Origin of the sequence: Dissulfurimicrobium hydrothermale, assembly GCF_022026155.1 — a bacterium.
GTDB lineage: Bacteria > Desulfobacterota > Dissulfuribacteria > Dissulfuribacterales > Sh68 > Dissulfurimicrobium > Dissulfurimicrobium hydrothermale.
In genome coordinates, this window is record NZ_CP085041.1 from 796,095 (window position 1) to 810,972 (window position 14,878).

19 protein-coding genes are annotated in these 14,878 nt (G+C 47.9%); 6 read left to right on the plus strand and 13 right to left on the minus strand.

Annotation, left to right across the window (positions count from 1 at the left end):
- Window positions 1–41 precede the first annotated feature (41 nt).
- From LGS26_RS03825 to coaD, 5 genes are all read left to right on the plus strand, one after another.
- Complete coding sequence (locus tag LGS26_RS03825; RefSeq protein WP_237889317.1) at window positions 42–1,103, plus strand: 3-isopropylmalate dehydrogenase; 1,062 nt, start codon at window positions 42–44, stop codon at window positions 1,101–1,103.
- Between the two features lie 7 nt (window positions 1,104–1,110).
- Window positions 1,111–2,130, plus strand: a complete 1,020-nt coding sequence (locus LGS26_RS03830; protein WP_237889318.1) for an aspartate-semialdehyde dehydrogenase — start codon at window positions 1,111–1,113, stop codon at window positions 2,128–2,130.
- 447 nt (window positions 2,131–2,577) lie between these two features.
- Complete coding sequence (locus LGS26_RS03835) at window positions 2,578–3,867, plus strand: class II fructose-bisphosphate aldolase (protein ID WP_237889319.1); 1,290 nt, start codon at window positions 2,578–2,580, stop codon at window positions 3,865–3,867.
- Between the two features lie 11 nt (window positions 3,868–3,878).
- Window positions 3,879–4,469 (plus strand): 16S rRNA (guanine(966)-N(2))-methyltransferase RsmD, encoded by a 591-nt coding sequence (gene rsmD, locus LGS26_RS03840; protein ID WP_237889320.1) that lies wholly within the window; start codon window positions 3,879–3,881, stop codon window positions 4,467–4,469.
- A gap of 2 nt (window positions 4,470–4,471) precedes the next feature.
- The gene (gene coaD, locus LGS26_RS03845) at window positions 4,472–4,978 is read left to right on the plus strand and encodes a pantetheine-phosphate adenylyltransferase (RefSeq protein WP_237889321.1); all 507 of its coding nucleotides are present in this window, start codon (window positions 4,472–4,474) and stop codon (window positions 4,976–4,978) included.
- Here coaD and amrA read toward each other — a convergent pair.
- The 13 genes from amrA to LGS26_RS03910 form a co-directional block, all read right to left on the minus strand.
- Window positions 4,947–5,522: an AmmeMemoRadiSam system protein A gene (gene amrA, locus LGS26_RS03850; protein WP_237889322.1), complete on the minus strand. Its 576-nt coding sequence runs from the start codon at window positions 5,520–5,522 to the stop codon at window positions 4,947–4,949. The genes coaD and amrA overlap by 32 nt on opposite strands.
- 225 nt (window positions 5,523–5,747) lie before the next feature.
- Window positions 5,748–5,984 carry a hypothetical protein gene (locus LGS26_RS03855; protein ID WP_237889323.1) on the minus strand — a complete coding sequence of 79 codons (237 nt, stop codon included), beginning with the start codon at window positions 5,982–5,984 and terminating at the stop codon, window positions 5,748–5,750.
- A gap of 66 nt (window positions 5,985–6,050) precedes the next feature.
- Complete coding sequence (tsaB, locus tag LGS26_RS03860; protein ID WP_237889324.1) at window positions 6,051–6,758, minus strand: tRNA (adenosine(37)-N6)-threonylcarbamoyltransferase complex dimerization subunit type 1 TsaB; 708 nt, start codon at window positions 6,756–6,758, stop codon at window positions 6,051–6,053.
- A 12-nt stretch (window positions 6,759–6,770) separates the two neighbouring features.
- Complete coding sequence (rseP, locus tag LGS26_RS03865) at window positions 6,771–7,859, minus strand: RIP metalloprotease RseP (protein WP_237889325.1); 1,089 nt, start codon at window positions 7,857–7,859, stop codon at window positions 6,771–6,773.
- Complete coding sequence (locus LGS26_RS03870; protein ID WP_237889326.1) at window positions 7,856–9,043, minus strand: 1-deoxy-D-xylulose-5-phosphate reductoisomerase; 1,188 nt, start codon at window positions 9,041–9,043, stop codon at window positions 7,856–7,858. The genes rseP and LGS26_RS03870 overlap by 4 nt, the downstream gene beginning before the upstream one ends.
- Window positions 9,040–9,864 (minus strand): phosphatidate cytidylyltransferase, encoded by an 825-nt coding sequence (locus LGS26_RS03875; protein ID WP_237889327.1) that lies wholly within the window; start codon window positions 9,862–9,864, stop codon window positions 9,040–9,042. The genes LGS26_RS03870 and LGS26_RS03875 overlap by 4 nt, the downstream gene beginning before the upstream one ends.
- A gap of 3 nt (window positions 9,865–9,867) precedes the next feature.
- Window positions 9,868–10,602: an isoprenyl transferase gene (locus tag LGS26_RS03880; protein ID WP_237889328.1), complete on the minus strand. Its 735-nt coding sequence runs from the start codon at window positions 10,600–10,602 to the stop codon at window positions 9,868–9,870.
- An 8-nt stretch (window positions 10,603–10,610) separates the two neighbouring features.
- Window positions 10,611–11,168 (minus strand): ribosome recycling factor, encoded by a 558-nt coding sequence (gene frr / locus LGS26_RS03885; RefSeq protein WP_237889329.1) that lies wholly within the window; start codon window positions 11,166–11,168, stop codon window positions 10,611–10,613.
- A 2-nt stretch (window positions 11,169–11,170) separates the two neighbouring features.
- Entirely contained in the window at window positions 11,171–11,905 is a 735-nt protein-coding gene (gene pyrH / locus LGS26_RS03890) for a UMP kinase (RefSeq protein WP_237889330.1), read from the minus strand.
- A 9-nt stretch (window positions 11,906–11,914) separates the two neighbouring features.
- Window positions 11,915–12,514 (minus strand): translation elongation factor Ts, encoded by a 600-nt coding sequence (gene tsf, locus LGS26_RS03895; protein WP_237889331.1) that lies wholly within the window; start codon window positions 12,512–12,514, stop codon window positions 11,915–11,917.
- Between the two features lie 71 nt (window positions 12,515–12,585).
- Window positions 12,586–13,392, minus strand: a complete 807-nt coding sequence (rpsB, locus tag LGS26_RS03900; protein ID WP_237889332.1) for a 30S ribosomal protein S2 — start codon at window positions 13,390–13,392, stop codon at window positions 12,586–12,588.
- A 215-nt stretch (window positions 13,393–13,607) separates the two neighbouring features.
- Window positions 13,608–14,051, minus strand: a complete 444-nt coding sequence (locus LGS26_RS03905; protein WP_237889333.1) for an Hsp20/alpha crystallin family protein — start codon at window positions 14,049–14,051, stop codon at window positions 13,608–13,610.
- Between the two features lie 148 nt (window positions 14,052–14,199).
- The gene (locus LGS26_RS03910) at window positions 14,200–14,520 is read right to left on the minus strand and encodes a hypothetical protein (RefSeq protein ID WP_237889334.1); all 321 of its coding nucleotides are present in this window, start codon (window positions 14,518–14,520) and stop codon (window positions 14,200–14,202) included.
- A 136-nt stretch (window positions 14,521–14,656) separates the two neighbouring features.
- Here LGS26_RS03910 and LGS26_RS03915 point away from each other — a divergent pair, with 136 nt between their 5' ends.
- Window positions 14,657–14,833 (plus strand): hypothetical protein, encoded by a 177-nt coding sequence (locus LGS26_RS03915; protein WP_237889335.1) that lies wholly within the window; start codon window positions 14,657–14,659, stop codon window positions 14,831–14,833.
- Window positions 14,834–14,878: the final 45 nt, after the last annotated feature.

Genomic DNA, 14,878 nt, shown 5'->3' on the forward strand with positions numbered 1-14,878 from the left:
TCTCAACCATTGAATTTTAAGAGCGATAAAGGAGTTTATGCATGAAGAATTATAAGATTGCGGTTATTCCAGGCGATGGGACTGGCCCGGAGGTGATCAGAGAGGGTGTAAAGGTGGTGAATGCAGCAGCTGATCGTTTCGGTTTCAAACTGGACCTTACCTGGTATGATTACGGCGGAGAGCGTTATCTCAGGACGGGAGAGGTGTTGCCAGATGGGGCGGTTGAAGACCTTAAACAATATCAAGCTATCTATCTTGGTGCCATAGGTCATCCTGATGTAAGACCAGGTATCCTTGAAAAAGGGATACTTCTTGCCCTGAGGTTTGCCTTGGATCAGTATGTGAATCTGCGTCCAGTGGTTCTCTATCCTGGTGTCGATACGCCGCTTAAGGACAAGGGTCCTGACGAGATCGATTTTGTAGTGGTGAGAGAGAACACAGAGGGACTCTACACAGGTTCAGGCGGGGTCTTGAAAAAGGGCACGCCTGATGAGGTTGCGGTGCAGGAGTCGATAAATACAAGGAAGGGTGTCGAGCGCTGCATAAGATTCGCCTTTGAATATTGCAGAAAGCGGAATAAGAAAAAGAAGTTGACCCTGTGTGGTAAGACCAATGTCCTCACTTTTGCCTTTGATCTCTGGGAGCGCACCTTTTATGAGGTGGCAAAGGAGTATCCTGATATTGAAACCGATTATGCCCATGTTGACGCTACTTGTATGTGGATGGTCAAGAATCCGGAATGGTTTGATGTGATAGTTACCGACAATATGTTCGGTGATATAATCACAGACCTTGGGGCCATGATCCAGGGCGGTATGGGCATCGCCGCCGGCGGCAATATCAACCCCGAGGGGGTTTCCATGTTCGAGCCCATCGGCGGTTCGGCGCCGAAATATACAGGCAAAAATGTGATAAACCCGCTTGCCGCAATATGTGCCGGCCAGATGATGTTAGACTATTTAGGAGAACATGATGCGGCTAAGACGATAGAAGATGCAGTAAAAAAGGTGGTAAGCAAGGATTTGAAGAGCCTTTCTGCCGGTAAGATGGGCCACAGCACCACAGAGGTCGGCGACCTGGTGGCTGGCTATGTGAAAGGATAGGTGCTTTATGTCCAGAGGATATAGCGTGGCAGTCGCCGGTGCGACCGGCGCTGTTGGTCAGATGATGATGAGGGTCTTAGAAGAGAGGGCCTTTCCTGTGAGCCGGATCAGGCTCCTGGCCTCAGAGCGGTCAGAAGGCAAAGAGTTTGTCTTTAACGGCGAAAAGGTCAGGGTGCAAAAGTTAGACCATAACTCATTCAAGGGCGTGGAGGTGGCCCTGTTTTCCGCAGGTGGGGACAGGAGTATTGCATTTGCTCCATCCGCTGTAAAGAGCGGGGCCGTGGTCATAGATAATTCAAGCGCATGGCGCATGGATCCAGACGTGCCGTTGGTGGTCCCTGAGGTCAATCCCCATGCCATAGCCGGATATAAGAACAAGGGGATTATAGCAAACCCGAATTGTTCTACCATCCAGATGGTGGTGGCCCTGAAGCCTTTACATGACTTTGCCAGGATAAAGCGGATCGTGATTTCTACTTATCAGGCCGTGTCAGGGACAGGGCAAAAGGCGATAGCTGAGCTTGATGGTCAGGTCAAGGCCTGGGCCAACGGCCAATCCATGGAAAGCAGGATCTATCCTCACAGGATCGCCTTCAACTGCCTTCCCCACATAGACAGCTTTCTTGATAACGGCTATACAAAGGAAGAGATGAAGATGGTCAACGAGACCAGGAAGATACTTGAGGCACCGGATATACTGGTTTCGGCGACCGCTGTGCGCGTTCCGGTATTTTATGGCCATTCAGAGGCGGTCAATGTGGAGTTTGAGAGATGTATAACACCTGAAAGGGCAAGAGAACTCCTTGCCGCTGCGCCAGGGGTAAGGGTTGTAGATGAACCTGGGGCGAATAGATATCCTATGGCTATTGAAGCCGCAGGTCAGGATTTTACCTTTGTGGGCCGCATACGCGAGGATTTATCCTGCGCTAACGGCCTTGCGATGTGGATCGTGGCTGACAATATACGAAAGGGCGCGGCGACAAATGCCGTTCAAATAGCCGAGATACTGATAAAGGACTATATATAAACTAGATATAAACAAACTTTATATCAGAGCCTAAAGTCTGCCCCAATTATAATCCGATCTTCGGTCTGTCGGCGGCCACGGGAAAGTGCAGAATTGAATGAACCGCCTCTGCGCCCCGTAGCAGCCGAATGTCTTCTCTATGGGTCCCACTTGTTCTTGAGATTCTTGAGATATGGTTTCCTACGGCCGATCTCCCCGCAATATCTCTGCTAGCTTTATATAATTGAAATGATAAAAATGTTCCCTGGAGTACACGATGTCTGCAGACCTGCGAGACATTCCAAGATGGCTTCCAGCCTCTGCAACCCCAGTTCGTCTTCGAGTTCTTAAAGATTAGAAATCCGTCTTCTTGGTCTTGCTTGGATTATTTTTTATTTTGTAGTGACTTCAGCATGTGTTACAATAACAAATATTATTGATAATGGTATGACATTACGGAGGTAAGTTATGACGATAAGCCAGGCCGACAGAGATTTTGAACGCGCATTAGAGATCGGGCGTCCACCGAATATCAAAAAGCTCTTTCCCAATTCAAGGGCCTTGATTGTGAGCGGCAAGGTCATCGACAGGGCCATGACCGAAAAAGGCAAGGCCATGACCATAGCTGCGAATGCAAGGAATCGTTTTGTAATAAGGGGCGCGTTAATAGCTGCACAGCGGGCTAGTGCCGCTATTATCATTGAGATTGCAAAGTCAGAGGGCGGTCAGAATGCATATTGTCCTGTAAATTATTGGAACATCGCCTGTTTTGTGGATCAAACAATGAACGAGCTTGGGGTCAATGTGCCGGTTGCCGTACATGCCGATCATTATGCCATCAAGGGGCCAAAGGATATAGCGCAGGCCAAGACCGAGATACCCTCCATCTTTGACGCAGGGATCACATCGATAGCTATAGATGCATCGCATCTGCCTGACGACGAGAACCTTCTTGCCAATATAGCGCTGAATCCGCTTATTCCCAAATGGGCCGGGCTTGAGACGGAGGTTGGGGAGATAAAGGGCAAGGAGGGGCTTTCGACGCCGGATGAGGCCTTGTTTTTAATTAAAGGGCTTAATGCCCATGGGATATTCCCGGACTGGATCGCACTCAACAACGGGACTACGCATGGGCTTGAAGCAAGCGCTCAAGGGATACAAGTAGGGCTTACCGAGGAGATACATAGGGTCTTGTCCCCATATAAAGTTTCAGGCGCCCAGCATGGGACTTCGGGCAACAGCTCGGAGCGGCTAAAGGAGATAGCCTCAAAGACCAGGACCACCAAGGCCAACGTCGCAACAGCGCTCCAGATGATATCATGGGGTCTGAAGGTCAATGACTACGGTAACGCCGAGATGGATGAGGCTGGGAATTTCATAAAACTGGAAGACGAAGGCGTCACAGAGGAGATGTGGCAGGCTATGGTTGCATATGCCTTTGAAAAAGGTCTTAAGGCTGGGGACTACAAGAAATTAAATCTCGTTTTCGACAATAAACTTATGGCGCAGCCGAGGGAGATAAGAGAGAGGATGGCGAGGAGGGTGGAAGATTTTGTATATCATCTCTTGGTCGATGTCTTCAATGCCGCCAATTCCGCGCCCCTTGCTATAGATGCCATACTTTCCACTGGTTCTTATGACCTTGGTCCGAAGGCCTCAAGGGTCGAAGACCCTGCGGATTGGACTGAAGACAAGATAAGACAGAGGGCAAAGGGGCTTAACACCAACAAGGGTCCAGCCGGCAGTTTTGACGATTAGGCCTGTAAGTCATGAGGATTATTGCCGGGGAGGCGAGGGGGCGCAGGCTCTTTGTGCCTAAGGTGCGCGGACTTAGGCCAACAACTGACTTAGTAAGAGAGGCGCTTTTCCAGATATTGACCAATCACATCCCTGTTCCGTGGACCGAGACCCGCGTTATGGACCTCTTTGCAGGTGCAGGCACATTGGGGCTTGAAGCCCTGTCAAGAGGGGCAAAGGAGGCGGTGTTTATAGAGCTTTCAAGGAAGGCAATCGACGGAATTTATAGAAATGTCGAGGTTTGCGGTTTCTTGTCCAGGGCTACTGTGATAAGGGCTGATGCCGGCCAGGGATCCGCCATGGTCTACGGATTGATCGAGAGAGAAGGACCGTTTGATGTCATTATGGCCGATCCACCTTATATGGAAGGGTTGTCAAACCAGTGTCTAGGATGGGTGGTTCATTCGAGTGCATTGCGCATAGGCGGTATTATGGCGGTAGAGGAGTTTAAAAAGGTTGAGCTTCCACAGGGATTCGGTATGGATAACGGCGACAAGGCATTGAAACTCGTCGATGTCCGCGCCTATGGACAGTCTAGGATATGGTTTTATAAGAGAGGTTGACGATGACGAAGCGCATAGCCGTTTATCCCGGGACGTTTGATCCCGTTACGAATGGACATATAGACCTCATAGAGCGCGCCCTCAGGCTGTTTGATAAGATAGTCATTGGGATCGGCACGAATCCGGCAAAGGCGCCGCTTTTCACCCTTGAGGAGCGGATTGAGATGATAAAAGACACCGTTGGGGTGGATGGGCGTATTGAAGTTGCAAGCTTTGATGGTCTGTTGGTCGATTTCGCGGTTAGACACGGGGCTTGCGCGATTCTCCGCGGTTTGAGAGCAGTTTCTGACTTTGATTATGAGCTTCAGCGGGCGCTGATGAACCGCAAGCTTGCGCGTGATATAGAGACCGTATTTTTGATGACAGGTTTTCGTTGGATATATATAAGTTCTACTATTGTAAAAGAGGCGGCCCGTTTTGGCGGAAGCCTTGAAGACCTTGTGCCTCCTCTTGTAGAAGAAAGACTCAGAGAAAAGTTCAGGGAGATAAACCTTCAGACTGTTCGCTGAATATATCGGCGCTGAATATGTATATCTTTGTCGCAGGGTCTTTCCAACATCCAGGAGCCAGTCCGGCTTTCAGACATGTTTGATCCAGAAATGTCAGGCGGTCCCAACCGTATTCAGTGGCCACCTGCGGCAGGAGTACGCCGCTGTAAGGTCCGCTTATTATATAGATGCCATGTGTCCCTATCTCTATCTCGTTGATGCTGCTGATAAGCCTTAGGGGACTCAAGACTGAGATCTCTATGTCTATTTCTTTGAGCTCCTGGCTCGTCAATGGTCTGAATCTAGGGTCATGAAAGGCGCTTGATATGGCCATGTCCATTACTTGTTCATAGAGGGGTTTGTTTGATACGAATGTACCTATACAGCCCCTAAGATTTCCATGCTTATGCAGAGTGACGAAGACACCAGAATGTCTTTGCAGTCTTGGTTCCCTTACGATCGGGATGCTTAGCGGGGCGTCTTTCAGCTTAGCATCTATGGTTTTTCTCGCGAGTTCGAGCAAAAAACGCCGTTCTTCCTTGCTAAATTGATCTATTTGTGTCATATTTTTTCCTTTTTAAATTGCATAGTTGTTGCACAACTAAAGACGATGATTATGTTTAATTTAAATATCAAAAATATTTATAATAAAAACAAGGAGGTAAACATGCGTTGTTATAAAAACCCGAAGCGGTTGACCCATCCAGCCATATGTAGAAACTGCAGGCGTAATTGTGAGTTCGCCGGCAAAAAGGACAAGGCGCAGAGGAGGGCTCGGTATTAATTAAAATCATTGCTCTGTTTCTGTCAGTGTAAGACCTTCGTCGCGCCATTTTAGCCGCTCCTGGTAGTAACCCCAAAAAAAGGCCAATACAGTCCCTGCCGCAAGCCCTGTAAAGACGGCGAATAACTTTAATCTGCAATCGTTTTCTTTTTTTAAGGGTGTCAGCTCCTTACGGCAGTATCTACAAATCAGGGCGTCTTTCCTTATCTTTTCCCTGCAATACGGACAGCGTCTCTTTGACATGGGTTGCTCCTTATCGGTGATAGCTGATTTTGACTCAAACAGGATATATGAATCAAGGATTGTTTGTCAAATCTGTCTTGACAATTCAGCATCCGATGGGCGTACATAGATTGGCCTCAGTGTGCCGATATCGCTACCGACCGCTCCTGACATGTATCTACGCCAGGCTATAAGGCCTATATTTTCCGCCTTTATACGGGCGAGATGGGCTGGTACCAGATATGCTTTTCTGTCTAGCGAGAGCTCTTTGTCTTCTTTTATGCCCAGAAGATGCGCACCGTCGCCCAAAAAAAATATCCTACCGCGACCGGGGAGTTGTTCCAGGACCTCTTTCGGGGTTAGGCACTGAAATCGACTGATCCTTACGTGCCAGCCGTCCATCTGCCCTTTATAAAAGGCCAGATAAACCTGGGATTTTTTGGCATCGAGCACAGGGCATATGATATCTCCTTCGCAGCATATGATGTTGGCCGCAAGTGCATCAAGTGTAGGGACCCCAATAAGGGGGATGCCGAGCGAAAAAGCAAGGCCTTTTGCTGTGGCAAGGCCTATCCTGAGCCCAGTGAAACTCCCAGGCCCGAGACCTACTGCTATCATATTTATATGGGACCATTCCATTATGAGGTCCTTGAATAGCCAACCTATCGCCCTCAAGAGCCTTTTTGAGTAGGTCCCGCAGCCTGATGAAAGCGTGATCTCTCCCAAAAGGGTTCTGTCTTTAAGCACGGCAATCCCGCCAAACGGTCCAGATGTCTCCAGCGCGAGCGTGATCATTTAAATTGCCTGTTATGGGGTTGTTGTGACAGTATGAGCTATGCCCAAAAGTCTTATGATGTCGTTGTAGAATACAAACAACATTAGGGTCCCCAGGATGGCCATGCCGATCTTTTGTGCAAATTCCATCTGCTTTATCGACAGTGGGCGGCCTATTATGGCCTCGAGTGTAAAGAATGCAAGGTGACCGCCGTCGAGTACTGGTATGGGTAAGAGGTTTAAGAGTCCCAGGTTGATGCTTAGTATGGCAATAAAATAAAAAAGGTTCAGCAGCCCAAGCTGGGCCTGTTCTCCGGCGAGTTGGGCGATCATTATCGGACCTCCAAGTGTAGAGAGCGGGATCGCCCTCTGGATGATTTTTAAAAAGCCCTTGGCTGTAAGGACGGTAAGCTCCCATGTCTTCACCGATGCCTGGGCAAGTGCCTCAAGCGGATTCAGCTTTTCTATTTTCAGGTCTCCGGCGGCGCTGATGCCTATGACAGGGACCTTCACCTCTTCGCCGAATATGTTTTTGAGCCGGGTTATGTTTGGCTTGACAATCAGGTCAAGCAGTTTTTCGCCCCTTTTTATTGATATAGATATCTCATGCCCTGGGTATTTTTTTATCCTTTCAGAGACCTCCTGCCATGTCTTGACCGGCTGACCATTTATGGCGATTATCTTGTCCTTTTTCGTGATGCCAGCCTTTTGAGCAGGGGATCCAGCCTGTACATTACCTATGTCCGGGAGCAGTATCGGATTTCCATAACTAAGGAATATTACAAAAAAAATAGCCCACGCAAAGATGATATTGAATAGGGGCCCGGCGAATACGATCGCCGCCCTTTGCCACACTGGCCTGTGAGAAAATGACCCTTTTATTTCATTATCGGGCACGGGTTCATCGGGTTGCTCACCGAGCATTTTTACAAATCCGCCTAGCGGGAGGGCAGAGACGCAGTAATCTGTAGCCCCGCGAATTATCCCAAAAAGTCTTGGTCCGAAACCAAAGGAGAATTTTAGTACCTTTATGCCGAGGCGTCTGGCTACTATAAAGTGACCGAATTCATGGACCAAGATAAGGAGACTCAGTACCAAGAGAAAAGACCAAACCGTCGTCATGTTATTATGCTCCTGGATGGCGGCGCAGAGGTCATGCATTGGACAAGGTTGTCTGCTTTGAGCCTCGCCAGGGCGTCCGCCCTCAACACATCGTCAAGTCCGTTTATTTCCTCCGGTGCGATAGAGGAGAGTACCTCGTTTACTATATCGGCTATTGTATTGAAACCGATACGTCCTTCAAGAAAGGCCTCAACTGCCACTTCGTTTGCGCCGTTCAATATGGTGGTGGCCGTACCGCCCACCTTTGCCGCCCTATATGCCATGGAAAGGCATGGGAATTTATCCATTGAAGGCCTTTCAAAGGTCAGTGGAGCGGTCTTTGTAAGGTCAAGGGCTGGAATGTCCAGTTTCATTCGTTCCGGCCATGCAAGTGCATAGGCTATGGGTATGCGCATATCCGGAACAGCCATCTGGGCCACGATCGAACCGTCGGAATATTCAACCATTGAGTGGACTATGCTCTGCGGGTGGATGAGCACGTCGATCAAGTCAACCCTGATATCGAAGAGGCAGCTTGCCTCTATCACCTCGAGCCCTTTATTCATAAGCGTGGCTGAATCAACGGATATCTTTGCGCCCATTGACCAAGTTGGATGTTTGATTGCATCCTCGGCCGTAACATTTGCCATTTCCTCCTGAGACATATCTTTGAATGGACCCCCTGAAGCCGTAAGAATAAGCCTCTTGATGTCTTCCTTTCTGTTTCCAGCCATACACTGGAATATGGCTGAGTGTTCACTGTCGACAGGGAGTAGCCTGCAATTGTTTTTATCGGCGATGGCCTTTACTAACGGGCCTGCAGTGACCAGCGATTCCTTATTTGCAAGGGCTACATCTTTCCCTGCATCCAAGGCGGCTATGGTAGGTATAAGTCCGGCTGCCCCGACCATGGCCGAGACGACTATGTCAACCTCTGGCATCTGTGCCAGCGCCCTATAGCCGGCTTTGCCGTAGAGGATTTGTGTCCTGGGTAGACCAGGCGTGTTTGCAAGCTTCTTGGCAAGTTCAGGCGTCATGACCGTAACAAGGCGCGGCCTGAATAACCTGATCTGTTCTGCTAAGAGTGCTATATTTTTGCCCGCGCCGAGCCCGACTACCTTGATTTGTCCATTGGATCTGGCCGCTACATCCAAGACGTTTTTGCCGATAGAACCTGTGGAACCAAGGACCGATATGGTTTTCATTGAAATAGACCGTATTTTTCAGTAAGTTGCAATATCCAGTACATCATGGGTGTCGCCATAAGGAGGGCGTCTATCCTGTCAAAGATACCGCCGTGACCTGGCAGCAATGATCCTGAATCCTTTACGCCGAATGAACGCTTCACGAGTGATTCGGTGAGATCGCCGATCTGTCCTGTTATTCCAAGCGCAGCCGCAAGCGCTCCAATGAATATGGGGCTTGTCCTGTTAAAGAGCAAGGCACCAGCCCCTGAACCTACGATAACGCTGCTTACCAGGCCGCCTGCTGCCCCTTCTATCGTTTTTCCTTTACTTAGCACAGGGCACAGCTTGTGCCTGCCGACAGCGCTTCCTGTATAATAGGCCCCTACGTCACCGGCGAATATTACACAGAAGAGAAAGAAGACCCATTCCCTTCCGGCCTCAAGCGATCTGATCAAGACAAGATGGGCCGCACACAGGCCGATGTAGGATGCGCCCATCAGGAATGCAGCCCAGTTCAATAAGGGGTTCGGCCATATCTTGACGGACGGTATGAATATCAAAATGCTGCTGAAAAGCGCAAGGTAAAGTCCCGCAGCAATGGCGCCGGGTTCAGGATTTATAATGGCACATACAACTGGCAAGAGTCCGATTATAATCCCGAGCCTGCCAACTGCATTTGGACAAGGGAATGTAATTGCAAAATATTCCCTTAGACATAAGGCGGTTGCGGCGATCACCATGAATAAAAACGCCATCTCTCCGCTGTGCCCGCCTTTGCTTAAAACGGCCAACGACGCCAGTGCAAGGATGGCAGCGGTGATAACCCTTTTCCTGTGCATATCTTAAGATATCTGCTCGGCGGTAAGGCCGAACCTTCTTTCTCTTTTCTGATATTCATAGAGGGCGGCCATAAAGTCGTCTCTGCCAAAGTCAGGCCACAGGGTCGGTGTTATGTAGATTTCAGCATAAGCGGCCTGATATAAGAGAAAATTGCTAAGCCTTTCTTCCCCGCTTGTCCTTATTATAAGATCTGGATCCGGCAGCCCTGCCGTATAGAGACAGCCTGCAAAACTTCCTTCGTCTATGTCTTCAGGACATATCTCGCCCCTTAGACATCTTTCCGCAAGCACCTTGGCCGCCCTCACGATCTCAGCTCTGCCGCCGTAGCTAAGGGCGAGATTCAAAATCATTTCTTTATTTACAGAGGTCTTTTTAATGGTTTCCTCAAGATATTTCCTTACTCTATCAGGCAGTTTTTCGATCTCGCCTATGGCCTTGAGAGCTATCTTGTTCCCTAGGAGTTCATCAAGTTCACTTTCAAGGTAGTTATATAAGAGGTCCATAAGGGCATTTACCTCGTCTCTGGGCCTGCCCCAATTTTCGCTGGAAAAGGCATACAGCGTAAGTACCGATATCCCAAGTTCTCGCGCCTGCCTAACTACGGAACGAACGGCCTTTACCCCCTCTTTGTGTCCCATGACCCTTGGAAGGCCTCTGAGCCTTGCCCATCTGCCGTTTCCATCCATTATTATAGCCACATGCCCTGGGAGTTTTGTCAGGTCTTTATTGGTGGCCATTCTTTCGGTTAGAATTCCAAAACCTCCTTTTCTTTTAAAGCGAGGATGTCTTCGACCTTTTTGACGTGCCCATCGGTTATTTTTTGTATTTCGTCTTGTAGTTTAAAAAAGTCGTCTTCAGAAAGACCCTTGTCTTTTTTTTGAGCCTTAAGGCGCTCTATCATGTCCCTTCTGATGTTTCTTATGGCTACTTTGCATTCTTCGGCCATCTTTTTGACCATTTTGACCAGGTCTTTTCTCCTTTGTTCGTTAAGTGGCGGGATGTTGATACGGATCATCTTCCCGTCGCTGTTGGGTGTCAGGCCGAGGTCGGATTTCAATATGGCCTTTTCGATGAGTCCAAGGACTGCATTGTCCCACGGCTGAATGGTAAGAAGTCTGCTTTCAGGGGCGGCTATGGTCGCCAATTGGTTGATGGGCATGAGTGTCCCATAATAATCTACCTTGATACCTTCAAGAAGGGCTGGGGCCGCTCGGCCCGTCCTTATCCTTGCAAGTTCCTTTTGAAAGGATTCTATAGCCTTGTCCATTCTTGATTTCGTATCTTTGATGACCGCATCGTGCATTGTCATCCTCCTCTTACAATCGTACCTATTGGTTTTCCCATTATTACACCTTTTATGTTGCCTGGGGTCTTCATATTGAAGACGATTATGGGAAGCCGACCGTCGCGCGCCATGGAGACTGCTGAGGCGTCCATGACCTTTAGTCCCATCTCGAGTACATCCTGATAGGTCAAATTGTTAAACTTAACCGCTTCAGGGTACTTTTTGGGATCTCTATCATATATGCCGTCCACGCTTGTTGCCTTCATGAGCAGGTCAGCCTTTATCTCGAGCGCGCGCAATGCGGCGGCTGTGTCTGTTGTAAAAAATGGGTTGCCTGTGCCTGCAGCGAAGATTACGATTCTGCCCTTTTCAAGGTGTTTAAGCGCCCTGGCCCTTATAAAGGGTTCGGCCATTCTACCGACTTCGATGGCCGACATTATCCTGGTCGATACCCTCCGTTTTGTGAGCGCATCTTGGATAGCGAGGGCATTCATAATCGTGGCGAGCATGCCTATTTGATCTGCCGTGGCCCTGTCCATGCCCTGGGCTGCGCCCATAACCCCTCTGAATATGTTGCCGCCCCCTACAACAACACCCATCTGTACGCCAAGTCCATGTATCTGGGACAGTTCATCGGCAAGTTCATTTACAGCGTCCTGTGATATACCACCATGGAGGTCATCGGAAAGCCCTTCTCCGCTTAGCTTTAAAAGGACCCGTTTGTATGGTAGGGCTGTAAAATTCTTTGACGGCATATACTTGTACTATTCAGCCCCTATCTGGTAGCGTATAAAGCGCTTTATAGAGATATTTTCCCCCATTTTTGCCATGAGTTCGTTCAGGAGGTCTTGCACGGATATGTCGGGGTTCTTTACAAAAGGCTGTTCAAGGAGGCAGACTTCTTTATAGAATTTTTCAAGCCTACCCGTTACCATCTTTTCTGCGATATGTTCAGGCTTACCGGCATCAACGGCCTGGTTTTTATATATAGCCTTTTCTTTTTCGATGATTTCCGTCGGGACATCTTCCCTTCTTATGCAGATGGGGTTGGATGCCGCTATTTGCATGGCGATATCCCTTGCGAATTGGATGAATTGATCTGTTTTTGCTACAAAATCAGTTTCGCAGTTTACCTCCACCATTACCCCAAGTTTATTTCCTGCATGAATATAGGATTGTATGATCCCTTCGGATGTTACACGTCCGGCCCTTTTTGCTGCAACTGCCAATCCTTTTTGGCGGAGCCATGCAACCGCCTTTTCCATGTCGCCGCCGCATTCTTGAAGCGCCTTTTTGCAATCCATCATTCCTGCATTGGTCCTATCCCTTAATTCCTTGACCTTTGCAGCAGATATATCAACCATGATAACTCCTCCAAGAAATTGTCTTTAAGTTTAATCAAAATGAATAAAGTGTGATTATCACAGAGGCCTTGTTAGGCCTCGACCGCTGTATATTCCTCTTCAACTTCAACGACGGTCTCTTCGACTGTATTTTTATCAGCCCCCATCTCTTCTTCTGTGACGGCCTTGTCAGTCGCGGCCTGCTGGGCCTCGGCGAGCCGCTGCCTGCCTTCAATTATGGCGTCGGCCATCTTGGCCGTTATTAGTCTTATGGCGCGTATTGCATCGTCGTTGCCTGGTATAGGATAGTCGATCCCATCAGGGTCGCAGTTGGTGTCAACGATCGCCACCACAGGTATCCCAAGTTTTTTGGCCTCTTTTACCGCTATCTCTTCTTCGTTTGAATCGACTATGAACAAGGCCGATGGTAAGGATGTCATATTTTTTATCCCACCGATGTTAAGTGTGAGTTTTTCACGTAACCTATTCATCAGCAGGATCTCTTTCTTGGGAAATCTCTCTATGCTGCCGTCTTCAAACATGGCATCGAGACGTTTCAATTTTTCGATCCCTTTTTGAATCGTATGAAAATTTGTTAGCGTCCCACCCAACCATCTGTTATTGACGTACGGCATTTCACACCGTATGGCCTCTTCGGCTATAGCGTCCTGTGCCTGTTTTTTTGTGCCTATAAAAAGTACTATACCCCCTGCTTCGGCTATATTGCTTACAAAATCATATGCGGTCTTAAAAAATTTTACGGTTTTTTGGAGATCTATTATATAGATACCATTTCTTGCCCCAAAGATATATGGCTTCATCTTTGGGTTCCATCGCCTAGTCTGATGTCCGAAATGTACCCCCGCCTCTAAAAGTTGTTTCATTGTTACGTAACCCATAGGTCCTCCTAAAGTGGTTTTTCCACCACCAAGCTTTAAAAAAGATATGCCCGTCTTGCCTATTAAGACGGCACCACGTGGAGTTGCCTGGTGTGTGTAATTTAAATCTGTTCTTTGTAACACCGAGGCAGAAGTTTTGCAAGCATATGGGGGTCGATATAAATAAAAAAGGGCGATATGATATCGCCCTTTTTTTTGAATCGAATCTAATTTTTTCAGGCGGTTTTGATTTCTATCTGTTTCGGCTTAACCTCCTCTTTTTTGGGCAAGACCAGTTTTAAAACCCCCTTTTCATATGTTGCAGTGGCTTTTTCGGCATCTATGGATACCGGCAACCTTATCATCCTTGAAAAGGAACCGTATCTTGTTTCGACACGGTGATAATTTTCGTCTTTTTCTTCTGTCTTTCTCTGTTTCTCACCCTTGATGGTGAGCATATCGCCTGCAATGGAGATGTCTATATCTTTGGCATCCATGCCAGGCACTTCAGCTTTTATGATGAGATTGTCTTTGGTTTCGGAGAGATCAATGGAAGGGATCCATGTGCCCTCGGTGCTCACCAGTTCGCCACCGCCAAAAAAATCTTCCCACACCTTGTCCATCTCTCTCCTCAGATTACTTAGCTCCCGGAACGGTCTCCACGGTTGGATCTCAAACATAGCTCATCTCCTCCTTTCTTTTTTTGAAAAAAATAAGATTTGATAATATAAAGTCAAGTGGAGATGAGTTTATAGCCTCACAGCATAAATAAAAGACCCTCTTTTTCAGAGGGTCTTTTATTCTCATGTTTTTGAGGTTGTTTGACTATTATTTCGTCTTGGGGGCTTCGGGTGTTGCTGCAGGTGCTGCCTGCTCAGTAGCAGGTGCCGCCGGCTTAGCCTCTTCCTTTGGTGTTGCTGCAGGTGCTGCCTGCTCAGTAGCAGGTGCCGCCGGCTTAGCCTCTTCCTTTGGTGTTGCTGCAGGTGCTGCCTGCTCAGTAGCAGGTGCCGCCTCTTCTACCTTGGGTGCAGGTGCTGCCTGCTCAGTGGTTGTCCCTTCTTTCTTTTCTTCAGATTTTGAGCACGCCACAAGCCCGCCCATAAGGGAAACTGAAACCAATACTGCGATCAAGAGATTCAGCTTTTTCATTCTCCTTCTCCTTTTCTGATGTTGGCTCTAGAGGCCTAAATTTTTTGATAAAAATCGATCTTAATTTAATTTAAGATATTATACAAATATTATTTGAATCGTCAAGTATTATTGATCACAATGGAACAATAAATCAATGATGGCCGTTGACATCAAGGCCGCCGCTAAGTATCTTGAATCATCTGTGGGTAAGCGCACATCTTTTTTTGAGGTTATGTTTTACCCTGAGGCTGTAAAGGTCAGCTCTTCTTTATCGTCCTGTTCATCAACCCTTGCCTTGCTTTTGGGTTCTGCCATGCTTGGGGCAAGCTAAATTTTAAATATTATAAAATATTGAGGTCGAAATCAATCTAAATTT